Origin of the sequence: Streptomyces sp. NPDC015661 (assembly GCF_043077765.1) — a bacterium.
Lineage (GTDB): Bacteria > Actinomycetota > Actinomycetes > Streptomycetales > Streptomycetaceae > Streptomyces.
Genome location: NZ_JBIBST010000004.1, coordinates 129,715 through 148,730, shown reverse-complemented (window position 1 = coordinate 148,730; position 19,016 = coordinate 129,715). Strand labels below are relative to the sequence as shown.

Below are 19,016 nucleotides of genomic sequence, written 5' to 3'. Positions count from 1 at the left end.
TGATCGAAGTAGAATCTGGCTCCATGGCCACCAGCACCTCGACCGCAACACCCGCGAGCCCGAAGCTCTCCGCAGGGGCGATCAAGGTCGTGGACCTCTTCTCGGGAGCCGGTGGCTTTTCGGCCGGCTTTCGGGCGTACGAGCCGGACGGCCCCGGTTCGTCGCCCTTCACGTCGGTCGCGGCGGTGGAGTTCGACAGGGCCGCGGCGGCAACCTACGCGGCCAATTTCGGGTCGTCGCACGTCGCCAATGTGGACATCGCCGAGTGGGACCCGACTCCCTACCGGGACGCGGTCGACGTCGTCATGGGTGGCCCTCCGTGCCAGGGCTTCTCCGGACTGAACAAGGGCAACCTCGAGCCGGACCGGAACGATCCGCGCAATCTTCTGTGGCGCGAGTACATGCGCGTCGTCACGACGATCAGGCCCAAGATCTTCGTCCTGGAGAACGTCGATCGTTTTCTGAAGTCGCAGCAGTTCGTGGACCTGGAGAAGGCGACGGCGGAGGGCGGCGAGCTCTCCGACTACACCCTGACGACGAAGGTGCTGAACGCAGCCGACTTCGGCGTGCCCCAGGCCCGACGCCGTGCGATCGTGATCGCCACGCGCAAGGACCTGCATGCCGTGCTGACGCACCCGGAGCCGACCCATTCCCGCTACGCCGACGCGCAGCAGCCGACCCTCGGTGAGAGCGGCGCAGACCTGCAGGCCTGGGTGGGAGTCGGGGAGGCCGTTTTCAAGCACACCCCCCTGAAGGCGCCGCGGACCGAACTGCCGGAGGAGCGAACCGGCAGCCCGCTCGGCGACGTCCTCCTCCCCGGTCCGTACCGGACGAGCGAGCTGCACGTGGGACGACGCCCGACCGACCTCTCGCTCGCCCGTTACGCGGCCATCGGCCCCGGGGGCAACCGTCACGACCTTCGAGGCAAGTGGGACGACGTCCAGGGCGAGCGGACCTACCTGTCGACCGAGAGCTGGGACAAGCACAACAGCGGGTCCGGAGACGTGATGGGGCGGATGCGCGCGGAACGCCCGTCCGTCACCATCCGCACCGAGTTCTACAAGCCGGAGAAGGGACGTTACCTCCACCCCGAGGAGAACCGCCCCATCACGCACTACGAAGCCGCCCTCATCCAAGGGTTCCCCCAGGACTTCCAGTGGTTCGGCACCAAGGTCGAGATCGCCCGGCAGATCGGCAACGCGGTGCCGATCGGCCTGGGCCGCGCTCTGGCCCAGGCGATCCACGAGCACCTGTCGGTCGACCTCCCGAACGACTAGCGGCCCGCCTCCCCCTCGCGGTCGGTCTTTCCCCGAACGGGCGCGTCCACGAAGAGCTCACCGAACCGGGCCGTCAGTACCTCCGCCGCGGCGTGCGGCACGCTTCCGTCGTTCGGGCCGCTCGGCAGGGTCTCGAACTGCGCGAGCGGGTCCTCCCCCGCCGCTTCGATCCACTCCCTCAACGCATCGGCGTCCTGCGGCTCGTCAGGGGCGAGAGCCTCGAAGACCAGCGTGGCGCCGGCGGCGTTCGCCGCGGCTGCCGCTGCGTTCACGTCCCGCCCCGTACGCACCGCCCCTCTGTGCAACAGCCTGAGGAGCGCCTGCGCCGTCGGCCGGTGCTGGGTCATTTCCAGCCTCATCGTGGTGTTGAGGATGTCCTGGTTCGCACAGGCCAGCTCTGCGGGCCGGTAGTTGCTCCCGTCCCTGAAGAGCTCGGCGGCCCACCACAGCCGGGAGAAGCACTGCAGGTCCCACCGCCCCGCGAATCGAGCCGCCTGCGCCACCTCTCGACCGGTCCCGCCGCGGCCCCACCGCCAACGCACGAAGTCGGGGTCGAGACAGACTCCGACGAAGTTCCAGACACGGGTGTCCGACGCCTCGGCACGTGTCAGCCTCATCGTGTAGTGCAGTCGCGGTGCCAGCCAGGCGTCGCTGAGCGTGGGGGAACCGTCCGCGAAGCGACGCCGCGCCTCCGTCAACAGCTCACGGATGGGCTCCGCGTCCCAACGCGGGGAGTCGTCCTCCGGATACTCGACGTTCTCCCGCAGGGTCGCGAACGAGGGCGTCTCGTACCCTTCGAGAACCCGCGGGGTGATGGCCCGGGCGGCAACGACCGCCGGCAGCATGCCGATGCGCGTCGCCACGATCTCTCCGTCGGTCGCTCTCATATCTCCAGTCCTCCGTCCGCCAGGCGGGCCAGCGCCCGCACCGTACCGGCCACGGTCTTCTGCTTCTTGGAATGGATCGACGAGGAGTGCATGAGGCGCGCGTGAAGATCCGATCCGTTCTCGCCGCGACTCCGTCGATCGACGAGTTCGGCCAGTGCCTCGTCGGGGGAAACTCCGGGAAAGAAGTCCGGAAGCATCCTCCTGAGGACCTCCTCCTGCCACCCGCCCGGCCACTGGAGTTCGTCGTCGTCCGTACCTGCCGCGTAGAGCGCCGTGTTGAACAGGGCGGTCCAGGCCTCGGACGCGATTTGGGAGGCCATGACCTCGCGTACGAGCTTGCGCTCGGCTCCAGGACCGCCGTCCAGAAGCGGGCGGAAGCCCTCCAGAGAGGCATTGAGGTACAGGATCGGCTCGCCGGCCTCCGCATCCAGGACCCAGGGGTCGTCACGGAAGTCCCTCAGGAAGGGGTCTTCCGTGAATTCCCTCCAGAGCATCTTGATGCTCCGCTGTCGCTTCGGCTGCTTCGCCTCGAAATCGGCGCTCCAGTTGTCCTCGGTCCGGCCGATCAGGCGTCCCTCGATCCCTCCCACTTCCGCGACGACGATCGCGCCGAGCTCGGTCCGTCCGACGTGGTCACCTCGGTGGAGCTCCACTTCACCGGTCCAGCGCCCCTCGCCCTCATAGCGCAGGGGGAAGGAATGCCGAACGTTCGTCGCCCTGTTCCTTGCGAACACCAGGCAGCGCGGAGACGTCCAGACGCCGGAACCCAGCTCCTCAGGGTCGGCGGTGACCACCACCTTGACGCGTATCTCGTCCCAGTCCCTCCGGATCGCGTGCAGGGCGATGACACGTTCCTTGTCCGACACCAGGTTGAGCGAGAGCGGGATGTTGTCCACGCGCACCTCGTCGGCCGCGAGGGTCACCTCCCCGGCAAGGATTCGATAGGGGAATGCCGTCTTCACTCCGCGCTCTCCTTGGCCCTCGGCACGTCTATCTCGATGCACGACATCTCGGCGGCGACGGGGTGGCTGGACACATCGGTGAGCGCCTTGAACACGCCGCGTCGCGCCCCCTCCCTGAACTGCAGATTGCCGCTGCGCGTCAGCTCGCAGTCCCGCTCGGGCACGAGCGCGCCCGCCCACTTGACGGGAAGTCCTCCGCCCGAGCGGACGACGAAGCGCGCGACCGGGGCCAGAACCCAGGCACTCTCCTTCTCCGGCAGTTTCACCGTCACACGGACGCACCACGCACCGCTCGGCAGCACTTCGCCCTCGACCGCGTGGACAACCGGAAAGCTCTGGGTCCGGGCCTTCTTGGGCGATTCGAAGGTCAGCAGCTCGCGCAGGACCTGGGGGCCCTCGTCGGGGTCGCTCTCCTCCTCCTGGCCCCTCAGCAGGTCGCGCACTGCTTGTTCCGCGGCCCTCTTGAAGTTGAGGACGCACTGCCGTGCTCCCCGTACATACGTGGCGGTGAGGTCCTCGGTTCCGCACCAGTCGTTGTGGTCCGGCGGCTCCGCCGCGCGCAGCAACTGCTCGGCCGCGAGCGCGTCCGGCGTGCGGCTGCCCGTCGCAAGTCCCGCGAGCAGCACGGCCTGGAACGAACGATGCCCGAGTGGAAGGTCACCGACCCGCTTGCTCCGCACGACCATGCGCGTGGCACGCATGTAGGAGATGTGGTCGGGCTTCTCCTCGTCCTCGAGCGTGGGTGTGACGAGGAGTACGGCGTCGTGGGACGTCGGGGCGGCCCCGGAGCCCCCGGCCTCCTTTCGGGCGGGCAGTGTGAGCGGCACCGATGTCTGCAGGACGTCCTCGCGGGACGTCAGTTCGGACGAGGTCCGGCCGTCGAGGAACGCCTTCACAGCACGCGATCTGGCGGGCTCGTAGCGATGCGGATCGATCGACTCCTCGGCCCTGACCACTCTGCCGTTCCGCCACGAAGCCACCGTCGTGCGCAACAACGGTCCGCTGCGCTCGCCACCGACCATGGAGGCCCAGAAGTTCCTCGCGACGCCGAGAGCGAGCTTCTCGTGCATCTCTTCGATGTCCTCGGCGTCTCCCGACCCGTCGTACGCTCCGACGACCAGGAAGGAGGTCCCCGGATCACTGTCGCCCCGTTCGAGATGGAGACTCTCGGCAGTGGCCCGGTCGGACCACCAGGACCGTGCCGCGTTTCCACGCTCCTTGTCCGGCGCTCCGAACCACGCGGGCCCCGCGTACTCCTCACCGTCGAGTGCGTGCCAGGGCAGTTCGAGGCGGCCGGCCATGCGGCGCTCGTGGCGCCCGGCCTGCTGCTCCGACAACGTGCTGTTGACGAGCACGAGGCCGAAACGGCTGGCCGACCAGAGGGCCGCCTTGCCCAGGCCGTACGACCCGCCCTGTGAACCTTCCTTGCCGCTGTCCAGCGTGCGCCGCACCACGCGGGCGAATCGCCCGTCGCCGTACTCCGGACCCGTGAGACCGCGCGCATTGTGGTCGTCGATGCGGAGCAGCACGAGCCGGCCGGTCCGTTCGAACTCGTTGAGGCCGTCGGTCAGCACGCGCCCCGCCTTCTGGCTGGGGTCTGCGGCGCTCCGCAGGTGCCGCTCGATCGCCCCCCATTGCAGGGCGTCGAGGAACCTCTCGAGGTGCTCTCCCGTCAGTTCGTGCAGCACCAGGCGCGTCGCTACCGGACGCGTCTGGTCGTAGCGCTCGTCGAGACTGTTCTGCGTCGCCTCCCGGGCCAGGACCTCCAGGTCCGCCGAGAACGCGTAGGCGGCCGCGTTGCCGCCGCTTCGGCTCCCGTCCTCGGGAGCCCGCTGGAACACCCACGACAGATCGGTACGGTCGGACTCCGGCGGCCGCCGACCGACCGCATCCTCCACGGCCACGCCGAGAGCCGAAGCCACGGCCTGGATCTTCTCGTACCGCGGCACGGCCCGCCCCCTCGCCCATGCGTTCACGGCAGCCGGAGTCACCCCCACGAGCTGCGCCAGCTCCTTCTGCGGCATCTCCCGTTGACGGAGTACGTCGCTGAGCCAGTCCGCGAAATCCTGCGACACTCACCCACCCCTTTCGCTCGACCGCGACCCTACCGGACTGCATTTCATTTGATCAAGGAAATGAAAAAACCCTTCATTGACGAGAGAGAGAAAAGGACTTTCTACGCAAAACTCGCCGTCGAGTTGACCTTGAAGAGTTCGGGTGACGATCATCGGAGCGTGCGCCTGCGGACAGGTGTACGATCCCGAACGGCACCGGAGCCGCCGCGCACGGCGACACGGGAGTCGGACGAACGAAAAAGAGCACGACGGGGGCTGCGACTTGACGTTCACGCGGCCACGCGATTGAGCACGACAAATCATTCCGAAATGCACCTTTTGCGCCATTCTTCACGCAATGTGTGACGGTGCAGGGTGCGCTCTGAAGCTCAGAGAGGACGAGCGAATGGCCGCGAAGAAGAGGGTGGAGTACAGCTTGTCCCTGCCCGCCGACAGCACCGCCTCCATCGCCATCAACCACACGCCGCACGGCACCGTGGCCACCATCGAGACGGAAGCCGGTCGCTACGACTGGGGACGCCTCGAGCACGAGGTCCCCGACGAGGACTGACCCGAGCGACCGGGGTCCGTGCGCCGCTCGGTGGCGGGCCCCGTCGCTCGGCCCCACAAGAACACCAGCCACCGAACGGAAGGACCCCCGCCATGCCCCGCATCCCCTCCCCCGCCGTAGCCGCCGTCGGGCTCGTCGGTGGTTATGCCGTTGCTCGGTGGACCAAGAAGCGGCCCCTCGGGGGTGTCGTGCTCGCCGCTGCCGGTGGTGTGGCCGCGCGGGAGTGGCAGCAGGTGGGTGGGGCCAAGGCTTCTGTCGGGCTGACCGCCGCTTACGTCGCCGCCTTCGCCGGGTCCCACCCGCTCGCCAAGAAGATCGGGGCCTGGCCCGCCGTGTTCTCCGTCGCCGGGGGCATGGCCGCCGCCTCCTGGGCCGTCACCCGCGGGAGGGCGTGACCTCCTGGGCCGTCACCCGCGGGAGGGCGTGACCCCCTGGGCCGTCACCCGCGGGAAGGCGTGACCCCTGGGCCGTCACCCGCGGCAGGGCGTGACCTCCTGGGCCTCGCCCGCGGGAGGGCGTGGCCTGGGCCTCGCCCGCGGGAGGGCGTGACCCCCTGGGCCGTCGCCCGCGGGAAGGCGTGACCCCCTCGGCCGTCACCCGCGGGAGGGCGTGACCCCCTGGGTCGTCGCCCGTGGGAAGGGCCGAGCCACGACCACCCGGAGAGCGCCCTCAGCCGCCCACCGCGTGGCTCACCGTGTAGATCAGCAGCCCCGCCAGTGCGCCCACCACCGTGCCGTTGATGCGGATGAACTGGAGGTCGCGGCCGATGTTGGCCTCGATCTTGCGGGAGGTCTGGGTGGCGTCCCAGCCGGCGACCGTGTCCGTGATCAGGGACGTGATCTCGTCCCGGTACGTCGTGACCACGTACGCCGCCGCGTCCTCCGCCCAGCCCTCGACCTTCGACTGGAGGCGGGCGTCCGTCGACAGGCGGGCGCCCAGGGAGATCAGGGAGGCGCGGGCGCGGAGGCGGAGCTGGCTGCGGTCGTCCTCGGCCGCCGCGATGATCAGGGACCGGACCGAGGACCAGGCCGAGGCGATGACGTCCTGGACCTCCGGGCGCGCCAGCAGGTCGGACTTCAGGCGCTCCACCCGTGCCCGCGTGTCCGTGTCGGCCTGGAGGTCCGCCGCGAAGTCGGTCAGGAAGCGGTCGATCGCGCCGCGCGCCGGGTGCCCCGGCATGTCCCGCATCTCCGTGATGAAGCGGAGGAGTTCCTTGTAGACGCGTTCGCCGATGCGACGGTCGACGAAGCGGGGGGTCCAGCCCGGCGCGCCGCCCTGTACCGCGTCCATCACCGCGTCCCCGTGCGTGACCAGCCAGTCGTGCGCCCGGGTGCAGATCAGGTCCACGGCCCTGTGGTGCGCCCCGTCGGCCACCACCTTCTCCAGGGTCTTGCCCAGGCCCGGGGCGATCTCCGCCGCTTCCGCGCGGCGCGTGATCGCCTCCCCCACCACCGCCTGGACGTCCGCGTCCCGGAGGACGGTCAGGGCGCCCCGCAGGGCCGTCGACGCCTCCGCCGTGACCCGGTCGGCGTGGGCCGGGTCCGCCAGCCACTGCCCCAGGCGGCGGCCGATGCCGAACGCCTTCAGCCTGCCCCGTACGACATCCGCCGAGAGGAAGTTCTCGCCCACGAAGGTGCCCAGCGACGCCCCCAGCTGGTCCTTCTTCGTCGGGATGATCGCCGTGTGCGGGATCGGGAGGCCCAGCGGGCGCCGGAAGAGCGCCGTCACCGCGAACCAGTCCGCCAGCGCGCCGACCATGCCCGCCTCCGCCGCCGCCGCGACGTAGCCGGCCCAGGCGCCCCAGCCCGCGTTCCGCGCCCAGGTCGCCAGGGCGTAGACCACGGCCACGCCGAGCAACAGGGACGTCGCCAGGGTCTTCATGCGGCGGACGCCTCTGCTCTTCTCCTCGTCCGCAGCCGTGTACGAGAAACTCACCATCGACTCGACCTCCTACATCAGGGACTCCCGGCGCTCGTCCCGAGTTCCCCCGTACATCTTCGCGATCACCGCCTCGATGTCCGGCTCCCGCACCGAGAGGTCCAGGAGGGGATACCTGGCCGCCACCGCCGCCACCAAGGGGGCCGCCGAGGAGGCGGAAGGGAACGCCAGCCACTGGCGCGGGCCCTCCGACCGTACGAAACGGGCACCCGGCACGTCCGTGATCGGCGCCAGCTCCCGCTCCAGGTCCACCATCAGCAGCCGCTCGCTCTCGCCCACCGCGTGCAGGCCGGCCAGGTGACCGTCGTACATCAGCCGTCCGTGGTCGATGACCATCACCCGCGAGCAGAGCTGTTCGATGTCCGTGAGGTCGTGGGTGGTGAGGAGGACCGTCGTGCCCCGGGTCGCGTTCAGGTCGCGGAGGAACTCACGGACCCTCGCCTTCGACACCACGTCCAGGCCGATCGTCGGCTCGTCCAGGTACAGCACCTCCGGGTCGTGGAGAAGGGCCGCCGCGATGTCGCCGCGCATGCGCTGGCCGAGGGAGAGCTGGCGGACCGGGACGTCCAGGAGCTCCCCCAGGTCCAGGAGGTCCACGCAGCGGGCCAGGTTCTCCTCGTACCGGGCGTCGGGGATGCGGTACATGCGGTGCACCAGCCGGTACGAGTCCTTCAGCGGCAGGTCCCACCAGAGGGTCGTGCGCTGGCCGAACACCACCCCTATCCGCTGCGCCAGGCGCGTGCGCTCCCGCGCCGGGTCGATGCCCGCCACCCGCAGCCGGCCGCCGCTGGGGGTCAGGATGCCGGTGAGCATCTTGATCGTCGTCGACTTCCCGGCGCCGTTCGGGCCGATGTAGCCGACCATCTCCCCGCGTTCCACGGCGAAGCTGATGCCGTCGACCGCCCGGACCTCCCGTTTCTCCCGGCGGACCAGGCCGGTCTTCCGGCGGACCGTGAAGACCTTCTCCAGGGAGTCGAGTTCGATGAAGGACATGGGCCTCAGCTTCCTGTTGACCGGTACGCGCGGATCCCCGCGCCCCACACGAGCCCCGCGACCCCGCAGCTCACCCCCGCCACCAGCGGCGACAGGAACGCCGCCCAGTCCGGCACCCCCGCCGGGGCCGGCCGGCCGAGGACGTACAGCGCGGGCAGCCAGCTCACGAACGCCAGCGGTACGACGTACACGACACCCCGCACCAGCTCCTGCGCGAAGATCGTGGGCGGGTACTGGAGGAGGGTGTTCCCGCCGTACGTGAAGGAGTTCGTGACCTCGGCCGCGTCCTGGAGCCAGAACTGCGCCGACGCGCCCACCACCATCACCGCGCCGAAGATCACCGCCCCGCACACCACCGTCACCGGCAGCAGCAGTACCTTCAGCGGCGTCCACTCCACGTCCAGCAGGAGCAGGCTCCAGACCAGGACCATCAGGCCCTGCGCGACCCGGCCGAACCGCCGCAGCGCGAACTTGTCCGCCGCGACCTGGGCGAGCAGTGGCGCCGGACGCATCAGGAACGTGTCGAGCGAGCCGTCCCTGACCCGCTTCCCCATCTTCTGGAGCGAGCCCGTCGTCAGGTCCGCGATCCCGAACGACGTGCCCGCCGTCCCGTACAGGAAGGCGACCTCGGGGAAGGAGAAGCCGCCGAGGCCCCGCACCTGGCCGAACATCAGGAGGATCACGACGAAGTCGAAGAAGGTCACGCAGAAGCTGGTGAAGAGGGTGAGCGCGAAGGACGAGCGGTACGTCATCGTGGAGCGGATCCACATGCCCGCCACCATCCGGTACGTGCGCCAGGACGCCCCCACCGCCGACCCCGCCCTCCGGTACGTGCGCCGGGACGCCCCCACCGAGGATGTACTAGCCACCCTGCACCACCACCTTCCTCGTCGCCGCCGCCTGCGCCGCCCTCCCCGCGCCCAGCAGGGCCAGCGCCCAGGAGCCCTGGAAGGCGTACGCCCCCGCCAGCTCCCAGCCCTCGTACTTCCCCAGGTACACATCGGCCGGCACCTGCAGCAGCGACGCCCACGGCAGCATCCGCGCGAGCTCGCCGAGCGCGCCCGGGAAGACGTTCAGCGGGAGCAGCATCCCCGAGAAGAACAGGCCGCCCAGCCAGGCCACCTGCACCACTCCCTGGCCGTCGAGCAGCCAGAAGGCGCTCATCGCCACCAGGTACCAGATCGCGAAGCCGACCACCGAGCCCAGCGCCACCGCGAGCAGGAACGCGAGCCACGCCCCCGGCCCCGACGGCAGGGTGAAGCCGAAGACGAGCGCGCCGAGGGCCATCGGGGCGACCCCCCGGCCGAGCAGCTGGAAGGCGGAGCGGCCGGCGTTGACCGCGAACCACCAGGCCTGGAGGTCGGCGGGGCGGTAGAGGTCGACGGCGATGTCACCGGTCCTGATCCGCTCGATGAGCTCGTCCTCGAAGCCGCCGCCCATCAGGCCGCAGACCGTGAGCAGTCCCTGCCCGATCCATACGTAGGCGAGGGCGTCGTCCACGGAGTAGCCGCCGAGGTGGGGGCGTTCGTCCCAGAGGGCGATGTAGGTGTACGAGAGGACGAGGCCGAAGACGCTGTTCGTGAAGACGCCCGCGGCCGTGGCCACGCGGTAGGTGGCGAAGCGGCGGAAGCCGCCCGCGGCGACCGTCGCGTACAGCCGCAGCATGAGGGGGCCCCTTCCGGTACGAAGACGGCGAAGCGCACGACGCTAGTGGTTTCGCCCGGCGCGCCGCGAGGGGTTTTCGCGCCACCTACGGGTCGGTTGGGGGATTTCCGGGGAGTTTCACCCCAATCCGTGCAGTATGTGATGCCATGTCCCCTTCCTCCGACACGAGCGGTACGAGCGGTACGAGCGACGACGACCCCTACCCGAGCGGCTGGGAGCCGCGGGACCTCACCCTTCCCCGCCCCGCGGGACGCCGACGCCCCCGACGCCTCCGCCGCGTCCTGCGGACCCTCCTCGGGCTCCTCCTGCTCGGCACGCTGCTGCTCGCCGGCGCCTTCGTCGCCGGCTACCTCCTGGTGGAGATCCCGCCCGCCAACGCCGCCGCCGTCGCCCAGTCCAACGTCTACCTCTACCGGGACGGCACCCCCCTCGCCCGCGACGGCGAGGTCAACCGCGAGAACGTCCGCCTCGACCAGGTCCCGCTCACCGTCCGCCGGGCCGTCCTCGCCGCCGAGGAGCGCGACTTCCACACCTCGCGCGCCGTCGACCCCAAGGCCATGGTCCGCGCCACCTGGAACACCGTCACCGGCAAGGGCCGCCAGTCCGGCTCCACCATCACCCAGCAGTACGTCAAGAACTACTACCTGGGCCAGGAACAGACCCTCAGCCGCAAGGCCAAGGAGTTCTTCATCGCGATCAAGCTCGGCCGCGAGAAGAGCAAGGAGGAGATCCTCCAGGGCTACCTGAACACCAGCTACTTCGGCCGGAACGCGTACGGCGTCCAGGCCGCCGCCCGCGCCTACTACGGCAAGGACGTCGAGCGGCTCGACACCGCCGAAGGCGCGTACCTCGCCTCCCTCCTCAAGGCCCCCAGCGCCTACGACGTCACCACCCACCCCGAGAACCGGGCCAAGGCCGTCGCCCGCTGGCACTACGTCCTCGACGGCATGGTCAGCGAGGGCTGGCTCTCCCCCGCGGCCCGCGCCGCCGCCCGCTTCCCCGTCCCGCAGACCGCCCGCGCCGCGACCGCCCTCTCCGGCCAGCGCGGCTACCTCGTGCAGGCCGTCGAGGAGTACCTCACCGACCACGGGATCGTCGACGAGAAGACCCTGGCCGGCGGCGGCTTCCGCATCACCACGACCCTGGAGCCCGCGAAGCAGGAGGCCCTCGTCGACGCCGTCGAGGAGCGGGTCGTCTCCCGGCTCGACCCGGCGAACGCCCCCACCGACCGGTACGTACGGGTCGGGGCCGCGGCCGTCGACCCGGCGAACGGCAAGGTCCTCGCCATGTACGGCGGCGTCGACTACACCCAGCAGTACGTCAACAACGCCACCCGCCGCGACTACCAGGTCGGCTCCACCTTCAAGCCCTTCGTCTTCACGGCCGCCGTCCAGAACGGCGCCCAGACCCAGCAGGGCCGGCCCATCACCCCGTACACCGTCTACGACGGCACCAACCGGCGCCCGGTGGAAGGCTGGAACGGCAGCCCGTACGACCCCGCCAACGAGGACGACGCGAGCTACGGCGACATCGCCGTCGGCGCCGCCACCGACCTGTCCGTGAACGCCGTCTACGCCCAGATGGCCGTCGACGTCGGCCCCGCGCACGTCCGGCACACCGCGATCGCCCTCGGCGTGCCCGGCAGCACCCCCGACCTCACCGCCTCCCCCTCCATCGCCCTCGGCCCCGCCACCGCCAGCGTCCTCGACATGGCCTCGGCCTACGCGACGCTCGCCGCGCACGGCCGGAACGGCACGTACTCCCTCGTCGAGGAGATCAGCAGGAACGGCCAGGAGGTGGAAATCCCGGGCGTCGCCCGCCGGCAGGCGGTCAGCCGCGAGGCCGCCGACACCACCACGTCGATCCTGCGGAGCGTCGTCGAGACCGGGACGGGCACGGCCGCGCAGGCCGCGGGACGCCCGGCGGCGGGCAAGACGGGCACGGCGGAGGACGACAAGGCCGCCTGGTTCGCCGGCTACACCCCGGAGCTCGCGACGGTCGTCGCGGTCATGGGCCAGGACCCCGAGTCGGGCGCGCAGGAACCGCTGTACGGCGCGCTCGGCCAGCCGCGGGTCAACGGCGGCGGGGTGCCGGCCGAGATCTGGGGCCTGTTCACCCGCGAGGCCCTGGCCGGGACACCGGCCCGGGACTTCGAGCTCCGGCTGATGCCGGGGGCGGAGGCGCCGCCGGTACCGCCCGTGCCGGACGGGCCGGAGGGCTGGTACGAGACGGGCGAGGCCGGCGAGGCGGGACCGGGAGCGGCCTCGCGGAGCCCCGGCCCCGGCCCCAACCCCGGCCCCTCCCGCAGGCCCACCGCTCAGTGACCGCTGGTCGCCTTGAGCCCCACCACGGCGACGAGCAGCAGACAGACGAAGAAGATCCGGGCGGCGGTCGCCGGCTCACCCAGCACGACCATGCCGAGCACCGCCGCACCGGCCGCGCCGATGCCGACCCACACGCCGTACGCCGTACCGATCGGCAGCGTCTTGGCCGCCTGCGACAGCAGCATCATGGAGGCGACGATCCCGGCACCGGTGAACACGCTCGGCCAGAGCCGGGTGAAGCCGTCGGTGTACTTCATACCGATCGACCAGCCGACTTCGAGCAGACCGGCGACGATCAGCAGAACCCAGGCCATGACGAGACACCTCCGCGAGACGGATCAACAGGGGTGCGTCGTCTTGTCATGAACCCATTAGGGATGGACCCAGTAGGAGGGGACCCAGTCGGGTGGACCCGGTACGGCGCGTCTCGTCGGGGTGTCTCCAGGCTAGCAAAGAACGGGCAAAGGCCCCGGTGACTCCGGTCACCAGGGCCTTGCACGCCGTTTCGCCACAGCGCTACAGCGCTACAGGTAGAGCCCGGTCGAGTCCGTCGTCCCCAGGAACCGGTCCGCGGCCACCGCGTGCAGGTCGCGCTCGCGCATCAGGACGTACGCGACACCCCGCACCTCGACCTCGGCACGGTCCTCGGGGTCGTACAGCACCCGGTCGCCGATCTCGACGGTACGGACGTTCTGGCCGACCGCGACCACCTCGGCCCAGGCGAGGCGGCGGCCCACCGCGGCCGTCGCGGGGATCAGGATGCCGCCGCCGGAACGCCGCTCCCCCTCCGGGGAGTCGGTGCGGACCAGGACCCGGTCGTGGAGCATCCGGATGGGCAGCTTGTCGTGCGTGTTCTCGCTCACGGAGTGAACCTACCTGTCCGGGCAGGCCGCAAAGTGATCACCCCTTGCTCCTCCGGGAAGAGGAAACGATCAGCCCGACGACGGCGAGCGCCACGACGGCCGCCGGAACGACCCGCTCCAGGCGGGGCGCGCCGTCCTCGTGGGTGAAGCGGGCCTTCACGTCCGAGACGACCCGGTTGACGGCGACGAAGGCGCGTCCGGCCGTCTGGTCGACGGTCGAGGCGACCTTCGCCTTGGCGTCCCCGATGATCGTCTTCGGGTGCATCCGAATGCCGATCTCGTCGAGAGTGACGGCGAGCTGCTCGCGCCGGCGGACGATGTCCGCCTCGATCTGCGCAGGGGTCCTGGCCTCCGACACCGCGCTGCCTCCGTAGTCGTAATCAGTCGTTGACGGCCAGTCTGTCAGCTCCGCCGCGATCAGGTCGCCCCAGACCCCCATGAGACCCCATTAGGCTCTGAAATGCGTACGCGAACATTCCGAGGAGAGCCAGCCATGAGCGAGCGACTGCAGCCCGGCGACACCGCCCCCGCCTTCACCCTTCCCGACGCGGACGGCAACGAGGTCTCCCTCGCGGACCACAAGGGCCGCAAGGTCATCGTCTACTTCTACCCGGCGGCGCTCACCCCGGGCTGCACCAAGCAGGCGTGCGACTTCACCGACAACCTCGACGTCCTGGCCGCCGCCGGCTACGACGTCATCGGCGTGTCCCCCGACAAGCCGGAGAAGCTCGCGAAGTTCCGCGAGAAGGAGAACCTGAAGGTCACGCTGGTCGGCGACCCGTCCAAGGAGACGCTCGCGGCGTACGGCGCCTTCGGCGAGAAGAAGCTGTACGGCAAGGTCGTGACGGGCGTGATCCGCTCGACCGTCGTGGTCGACGAGGAGGGCCGGATCGAGCACGCCTTCTACAACGTGAAGGCCACGGGCCACGTCGCCAAGATCATCAGGGACCTGGGCGTCTGAGCCCCTTCCCTCCCCGAAGGCCCACCCCCACGGGGGTGGGCCTTCGGCGTGTGCGGGGCACGCGGATCAGCCGGCCCTGGGGGCGAAGGGTCCGTCCAGGGCCGCCCACTGCAGGAGCAGGACGGTCTTGCCGTCGACGATGCGCCCGTCCCGGGTCATGGCGAGGGCCTCGGCGAAGGGAAGTTCGAGGACCTCGATGTCCTCGCCGTCCTCCTCAAGCCCGCCACCGGGCCCCGTCCGGTCGGCCGGGGTGTAGGGGGCGGCGAAGAAGTGGAGGCGCTCGGTGACGGAGCCGGGGCTCATGTAGGCGTCGAGGACGTGGGTGAGGGGGCCGAGGGTGACGCCGAGCTCCTCGGCGCTCTCGCGGCGGACGGCGGCCGGCGGGTCGTCCTCGTCGAGCAGCCCCGCGGCGGCCTCGACGAGCATGCCGTCGGGGTGGTCGTTGACGTAGGCCGGATAGCGGAACTGGCGGGTGAGCAGGACGCGGCCGCGCTCGGTGTCGTACGGCAGGACGACCGCGCCGTTGCCGCGGTCGTAGGTCTCGCGTTGCTGGGTCACCCGGCGCCCGTCGCGGCGGCGGTAGTCGAAGGTGGTGCGGCGCAGGACGTGCCAGCCCTCGGAGGTCAGCTCGACGTCACGGACGACGACGTCGGGGTTGCGGTCGAGGCCGCGCCCGGCCCGGTCGAGGCCGGTGCGACCGCGGTGGTCGGGGACGTCGACGCCGGGGCGGCAGGTCACGCGGCCTCCCTCGGGACACGGGACGGGATCTGGGCGACGTCGTCGTAGACGGGCAGGCCGCGACGACGGGCGAGGGCGACGTCCTGGTCGGCGCCGGCGGACTCGCCGGGCAGGCGCAGCACGGCGTCGCAGTGGGCGAGCAGCCGTCGGGCGGCCGGGTAGAGCACCTGGTCGGCGAGGGGGTCGGTGGGGCCGGCGCCGGCCGAGTGCAGGACCGGCAGGGCGATCCACTCGCCGATCACGGGAAGGTGACCCGCGGCGAAGACCGGCCACGCGGCCTCTTCGAGACGGGCGAGGTTGGCGGCCATGGCCTGCGGGTCGCCGCCGGTGCCGGAGCGGTAGGGCCCGGCGATGAGGACGAGCAGGGGCTTGTCATCGGTCATGGCGCGCTACGATACATGCAGAACCGTGCAAGAACAGGAGAGAATGCGGATGCTGGCTGCCGAACGGCGTGACCACCTACTGGATCTGCTCGCCCGCGAGGGCAAGGTCGTCGCCAAGGACGTCGCCGCCGCGTTGGGGATCTCCGAGGACAGCGTGCGGCGCGACCTGCGCGATCTCGCGGCCGAGGGCCGGTGCCAGCGGGTCTACGGCGGAGCGCTGCCCGTGTCGCCGGCCGTCGTCGACTACCGGGCCCGGCAGACCGTGGCCCCGGACGGCAAGCGGAAGGTCGCCGCGGTGGCCGCCGGACTCGTACGGCCCGGCGGCGCCGTGATCCTGGACGGCGGCACCACCGCACTGGCCGTGGCCCAGGCCCTCCCGCAGGACCTGGACTGCACGGTGATCACGCACAGTCCGACGATCGCGGCGGCCCTGCTCGACCACCCGGCGGCGGAGATCTTCCTGCTCGGCGGGCGCATCTTCAAGCACTCGGCGGTCGCCTGCGGCGCGGCCGCGGTCGAGGCCGCGCAGAACGTCTCCGCCGACCTGTGCCTGCTCGGCGTCACGGGGGTGCACCCCGAGGCGGGCCTGACGACCGGCGACGCGGAGGAGGCGGCGATGAAACGCGCCCTGGCGGCGCGGGCGGCGGACACGTACGTCCTCGCCTCCTCCGAGAAGATCGGCACCGCGTCACGGTTCCGGGTCCTGCCCTGGGAGGAGATCACGGGCCTGATCACGGACGCGCCCCAGAACGACCCGGTGATCGAAGAGCTCAGGGCCCGCGACATCGAGATCCTGCCGACCGACTGACGAGCCGCCCCCTCGCCGCCCCGACGCGATAGTCGTACGCGATATGACGTGACCGTCCGATATTCGGCTCGTTAGTCCGTACGAGATCCGTACTGGGGAGGGAGCTCGATGGGGACGAGTGCGTACACGAAGGAACGTCTGGAGTCGGCGGCGCGAGGGGCGCGGACGCTGACGGAGGCGCTGGAGCGGCTGGGGGTGGACCCGAAGAGCGGGTCTCGCCGCTACCTGCTCGACCGCATGCGAAAGCTGGGGGTGGACACGTCGCACTTCGAGCGGGAGGGGGTGCGGTGGACGCGGGAGGTGCTGGCGGAGGCGGTGGACGCTTCCACCAGCCTGGGAGATGTTCTCCGTCGACTCGGGGTCGAGCTCGTCGGAGGCCAGCACACGCACATCGGCCGCCGAATCAAGGCATACGGAATCGACACCTCACACTTCACCTCGTCGACGTGGACCGAGCGCATGAGGCACAACCAGCGCCGCAGGACCCCGCAGGAGGTGCTCGTCCGGGACACCTCGCCTCGCCCCCGGCGTGTCCAGAGCAGTCGACTGAAGAGCGCACTGCTGGAGACCGGCGTCAAAGAGAGATGCGCACTGTGTGATGTCGGGACGACCTGGCTCGGCCTCGCATTGCCGCTGGAGGTCGACCACATCGACGGCGACTGGCGCAACAACCAGCCCGAGAACCTTCGACTACTCTGCCCGAACTGCCACTCCACCACGGACACTTACCGTGGGCGCGGGAAGGGGCGTGCCAGGTGACGACAGGCAGCGGCACGCGATACACGCGCGAGCGGCTGGCCGAGGCGGCGGCCACCTGCAAAGACATCGACGCGGTGGTGGCCTTTCTTGGCGCGAAGCCGTACGGCCAACTGCGCCGGTACCTAATGGGACGGTTCACCCACTTCGGCATCGACGTCTCACACTTCCCGCCCTTCGGCAGGGGCAACCGGCCGGGCGCGCACGACCTACGGAATGCGGTCGCCGGGGCGCACTCCGTCAGGGAGGCCCTGCGTCGTCTAGGCCGGGCGGACAACGGAGCGCAGCGTGCGAATCTGCGACGGTGGGTCGCCGAGGAAGGATTGTCGACCGCCCACTTCCTCGGCCAGGGGCACCAGCGGGGCAAGCGGGGTCCCACCGCAAAGCGTCCAGAGGACGTTCTAGTACGACACGGCAACGGGCGCCGGACAACCACGAAGACGCTGCGCCGCGCACTCCAGGAGGTCGGCACACCAGAGCAGTGTGCGAGGTGCGGGATCGGCCCCGAATGGCTCGGCAAACCGATGACCTTGGAGATCGATCACGTCAACGGGGACTGGAGTGACGATCGGCGTGAGAATCTGCGACTGTTGTGCCCCAACTGCCATGCGACCACTACGACGTGGTGCCGGGGCGGCGCCCGGTACGATGTCAGGCAGCTGAGCGGCGGTGGTGCAATGGCGACACAGCAGACTTAGGATCTGTGGCCCTTGATCGGGCTTGAGGGTTCGAATCCCTTCCGCCGCACAGGAACGGCCTGCGTATCGAAGGATCGATGCGCAGGCCGTTTGCATGCGAGCTCTCAGCCCAGCAGCTCCTGCACCACCGGCACCAGGGCACGGAACGCCTTGCCCCGGTGGCTGATCGCGTTCTTCTGTGCCGGGGTCAGTTCCGCGCAGGTGACCTCGTGGCCCTCCGGCTGGAGGATCGGGTCGTAGCCGAAGCCGTTCGTGCCCGTCGGGGCGTGGCGCAGTACGCCCTCCATGCGGCCTTCGACCACCCGCTCCGTGCCGTCCGGCAGCGCCAGGGCCGCCGCGCAGGCGAAGTGGGCGCCCCGGTGGGCCTCGTCGATGTCCGAGAGCTGGGCCAGCAGCAGGTTCAGGTTGGCCTTGTCGTCGCCGTGGGCGCCGGCCCAGCGGGCGGAGAAGATGCCGGGGGCGCCGTTCAGGACGTCGACGCAGAGGCCCGAGTCGTCGGCGACGGCCGGGAGGCCGGTGGCCCGGGCGAGGGCGTGGGCCTTCAGGAGGGCGTTCTCCGCGAAGGTCACGCCCGTTTCCTTGACGTCGGGGATCTCCGGGTACGCGTCCGCGCCGACGAGTTCGAGGTCGAGGCCCGCGTCGGCGAGGATCGCGTGGAGTTCGGTGATCTTGCCCGCGTTGCGGGTGGCGAGGATCAGGCGCTGTCGGGTCATGCCCCCGATTATCCCGGGGTGCAGACCTTGGCCACCTCGCCGGCCGCGTCCGTGATCGGCGTGATGTCCGGGGTCGTGTCGCCGTTCTTGACCGCCGTGCGGACCGAGTCCACGCCCTTGGTGAGGTCGTCGACCGCCTTGGAGAGGTCGGCGTTGTCCGTCGTGTTCTTGAGGTTGCCCAGTTCGGTGGAGATCGAGTTCAGGGACTCCTCGATCTGCGTCACGTCGTTGGACGCGTTCGACACCGCCTGCTGGAGGTTCTGCACGGACGTGGCGATCGCGTCGGCGGTCTTGACGCAGTCCATGGCCGTGTCGATGGCTCCGCAGCCGCTCAGGACGGTGGTGAGCGCGGCGGCCGTGGCCACGGTGAGTGCTATGCGGCGCTTCAAGGCGGGTTCTCCCCCAGGTAATGACGGACATGCGGA

General features: G+C 70.5%; 22 protein-coding genes and 1 tRNA gene. 9 read left to right on the top strand and 14 right to left on the bottom strand.

The window, feature by feature from the left end; translation table 11 throughout:
• Positions 1–23 precede the first annotated feature (23 nt).
• Positions 24–1,277, top strand: coding sequence for a DNA cytosine methyltransferase (locus tag ACF07V_RS12610; protein ID WP_392153616.1), 1,254 nt, complete (start codon positions 24–26; stop codon positions 1,275–1,277).
• On the opposite strand, the gene ACF07V_RS12605 is transcribed toward ACF07V_RS12610, so the two are convergent.
• Genes ACF07V_RS12605 through ACF07V_RS12595 form a run of 3 tightly spaced genes read right to left on the bottom strand, consistent with a single transcriptional unit; the run spans position 1,274 to position 5,201 of the window.
• Entirely contained in the window at positions 1,274–2,164 is an 891-nt protein-coding gene (locus ACF07V_RS12605; protein WP_392153614.1) for a DUF6339 family protein, read from the bottom strand. The two genes, ACF07V_RS12610 and ACF07V_RS12605, sit on opposite strands and share 4 nt — an antisense overlap.
• Entirely contained in the window at positions 2,161–3,126 is a 966-nt protein-coding gene (locus tag ACF07V_RS12600) for a hypothetical protein (protein WP_392153613.1), read from the bottom strand. The genes ACF07V_RS12605 and ACF07V_RS12600 overlap by 4 nt, the downstream gene beginning before the upstream one ends.
• Positions 3,123–5,201: a helix-turn-helix transcriptional regulator gene (locus tag ACF07V_RS12595; RefSeq protein ID WP_392153612.1), complete on the bottom strand. Its 2,079-nt coding sequence runs from the start codon at positions 5,199–5,201 to the stop codon at positions 3,123–3,125. The genes ACF07V_RS12600 and ACF07V_RS12595 overlap by 4 nt, the downstream gene beginning before the upstream one ends.
• A gap of 385 nt (positions 5,202–5,586) precedes the next feature.
• On the opposite strand from ACF07V_RS12595, the gene ACF07V_RS12590 reads away from it, so the two are divergent.
• Entirely contained in the window at positions 5,587–5,751 is a 165-nt protein-coding gene (locus ACF07V_RS12590) for a hypothetical protein (RefSeq protein WP_392153610.1), read from the top strand.
• A 92-nt stretch (positions 5,752–5,843) separates the two neighbouring features.
• Positions 5,844–6,146: a hypothetical protein gene (locus tag ACF07V_RS12585; RefSeq protein WP_392153609.1), complete on the top strand. Its 303-nt coding sequence runs from the start codon at positions 5,844–5,846 to the stop codon at positions 6,144–6,146.
• Positions 6,147–6,420: 274 nt separating this feature from the next.
• On the opposite strand, the gene ACF07V_RS12580 is transcribed toward ACF07V_RS12585, so the two are convergent.
• The 4 genes from ACF07V_RS12580 to ACF07V_RS12565 form a co-directional block, all read right to left on the bottom strand.
• On the bottom strand, positions 6,421–7,689 hold the full coding sequence (locus ACF07V_RS12580; RefSeq protein ID WP_392153607.1) for a DUF445 domain-containing protein: 1,269 nt from the start codon (positions 7,687–7,689) through the stop codon (positions 6,421–6,423).
• 12 nt (positions 7,690–7,701) lie between these two features.
• Positions 7,702–8,682 (bottom strand): ATP-binding cassette domain-containing protein, encoded by a 981-nt coding sequence (locus ACF07V_RS12575; RefSeq protein WP_392153605.1) that lies wholly within the window; start codon positions 8,680–8,682, stop codon positions 7,702–7,704.
• 5 nt (positions 8,683–8,687) lie between these two features.
• The gene (locus tag ACF07V_RS12570; RefSeq protein ID WP_392154186.1) at positions 8,688–9,464 is read right to left on the bottom strand and encodes an ABC transporter permease; all 777 of its coding nucleotides are present in this window, start codon (positions 9,462–9,464) and stop codon (positions 8,688–8,690) included.
• A 79-nt stretch (positions 9,465–9,543) separates the two neighbouring features.
• The gene (locus tag ACF07V_RS12565; protein ID WP_392154184.1) at positions 9,544–10,344 is read right to left on the bottom strand and encodes an ABC transporter permease; all 801 of its coding nucleotides are present in this window, start codon (positions 10,342–10,344) and stop codon (positions 9,544–9,546) included.
• 149 nt (positions 10,345–10,493) lie between these two features.
• Here ACF07V_RS12565 and ACF07V_RS12560 point away from each other — a divergent pair, with 149 nt between their 5' ends.
• Positions 10,494–12,671 carry a transglycosylase domain-containing protein gene (locus ACF07V_RS12560; RefSeq protein ID WP_392153603.1) on the top strand — a complete coding sequence of 726 codons (2,178 nt, stop codon included), beginning with the start codon at positions 10,494–10,496 and terminating at the stop codon, positions 12,669–12,671.
• On the opposite strand, the gene ACF07V_RS12555 is transcribed toward ACF07V_RS12560, so the two are convergent.
• The 3 genes from ACF07V_RS12555 to ACF07V_RS12545 all read right to left on the bottom strand — a co-directional run bounded on the left by ACF07V_RS12555 (position 12,665) and on the right by ACF07V_RS12545 (position 13,892).
• On the bottom strand, positions 12,665–12,985 hold the full coding sequence (locus ACF07V_RS12555) for a multidrug efflux SMR transporter (RefSeq protein WP_369144463.1): 321 nt from the start codon (positions 12,983–12,985) through the stop codon (positions 12,665–12,667). The two genes, ACF07V_RS12560 and ACF07V_RS12555, sit on opposite strands and share 7 nt — an antisense overlap.
• A gap of 210 nt (positions 12,986–13,195) precedes the next feature.
• Positions 13,196–13,534: a GroES family chaperonin gene (locus ACF07V_RS12550; RefSeq protein ID WP_392153602.1), complete on the bottom strand. Its 339-nt coding sequence runs from the start codon at positions 13,532–13,534 to the stop codon at positions 13,196–13,198.
• A gap of 37 nt (positions 13,535–13,571) precedes the next feature.
• Entirely contained in the window at positions 13,572–13,892 is a 321-nt protein-coding gene (locus ACF07V_RS12545; protein ID WP_352017377.1) for a DUF3618 domain-containing protein, read from the bottom strand.
• Between the two features lie 135 nt (positions 13,893–14,027).
• Here ACF07V_RS12545 and bcp point away from each other — a divergent pair, with 135 nt between their 5' ends.
• Entirely contained in the window at positions 14,028–14,495 is a 468-nt protein-coding gene (gene bcp / locus ACF07V_RS12540; protein WP_392153601.1) for a thioredoxin-dependent thiol peroxidase, read from the top strand.
• A 66-nt stretch (positions 14,496–14,561) separates the two neighbouring features.
• Here bcp and ACF07V_RS12535 read toward each other — a convergent pair whose 3' ends face one another.
• The gene (locus ACF07V_RS12535) at positions 14,562–15,233 is read right to left on the bottom strand and encodes an NUDIX domain-containing protein (RefSeq protein ID WP_392153599.1); all 672 of its coding nucleotides are present in this window, start codon (positions 15,231–15,233) and stop codon (positions 14,562–14,564) included.
• The gene (locus ACF07V_RS12530; protein WP_392153598.1) at positions 15,230–15,616 is read right to left on the bottom strand and encodes a DUF4406 domain-containing protein; all 387 of its coding nucleotides are present in this window, start codon (positions 15,614–15,616) and stop codon (positions 15,230–15,232) included. The genes ACF07V_RS12535 and ACF07V_RS12530 overlap by 4 nt, the downstream gene beginning before the upstream one ends.
• 49 nt (positions 15,617–15,665) lie before the next feature.
• Here ACF07V_RS12530 and ACF07V_RS12525 point away from each other — a divergent pair, with 49 nt between their 5' ends.
• The 4 genes from ACF07V_RS12525 to ACF07V_RS12510 all read left to right on the top strand — a co-directional run bounded on the left by ACF07V_RS12525 (position 15,666) and on the right by ACF07V_RS12510 (position 17,927).
• A complete protein-coding gene (locus ACF07V_RS12525; RefSeq protein ID WP_392153597.1) occupies positions 15,666–16,424 on the top strand; it encodes a DeoR/GlpR family DNA-binding transcription regulator in 759 nt (252 codons plus the stop codon).
• Between the two features lie 108 nt (positions 16,425–16,532).
• Positions 16,533–17,183, top strand: a complete 651-nt coding sequence (locus tag ACF07V_RS12520) for an HNH endonuclease signature motif containing protein (protein WP_392153596.1) — start codon at positions 16,533–16,535, stop codon at positions 17,181–17,183.
• Positions 17,180–17,878 carry an HNH endonuclease signature motif containing protein gene (locus ACF07V_RS12515; protein WP_392153595.1) on the top strand — a complete coding sequence of 233 codons (699 nt, stop codon included), beginning with the start codon at positions 17,180–17,182 and terminating at the stop codon, positions 17,876–17,878. Before ACF07V_RS12520 ends, ACF07V_RS12515 begins: the two co-directional genes overlap by 4 nt.
• A tRNA-Leu gene (locus ACF07V_RS12510) sits at positions 17,844–17,927 on the top strand. The genes ACF07V_RS12515 and ACF07V_RS12510 overlap by 35 nt, the downstream gene beginning before the upstream one ends.
• Positions 17,928–17,982: 55 nt before the next feature.
• On the opposite strand, the gene rdgB is transcribed toward ACF07V_RS12510, so the two are convergent.
• Positions 17,983–18,591 carry an RdgB/HAM1 family non-canonical purine NTP pyrophosphatase gene (gene rdgB, locus ACF07V_RS12505; RefSeq protein ID WP_392153593.1) on the bottom strand — a complete coding sequence of 203 codons (609 nt, stop codon included), beginning with the start codon at positions 18,589–18,591 and terminating at the stop codon, positions 17,983–17,985.
• An 8-nt stretch (positions 18,592–18,599) separates the two neighbouring features.
• On the bottom strand, positions 18,600–18,980 hold the full coding sequence (locus ACF07V_RS12500; protein WP_392153592.1) for a hypothetical protein: 381 nt from the start codon (positions 18,978–18,980) through the stop codon (positions 18,600–18,602).
• Positions 18,981–19,016: the final 36 nt, after the last annotated feature.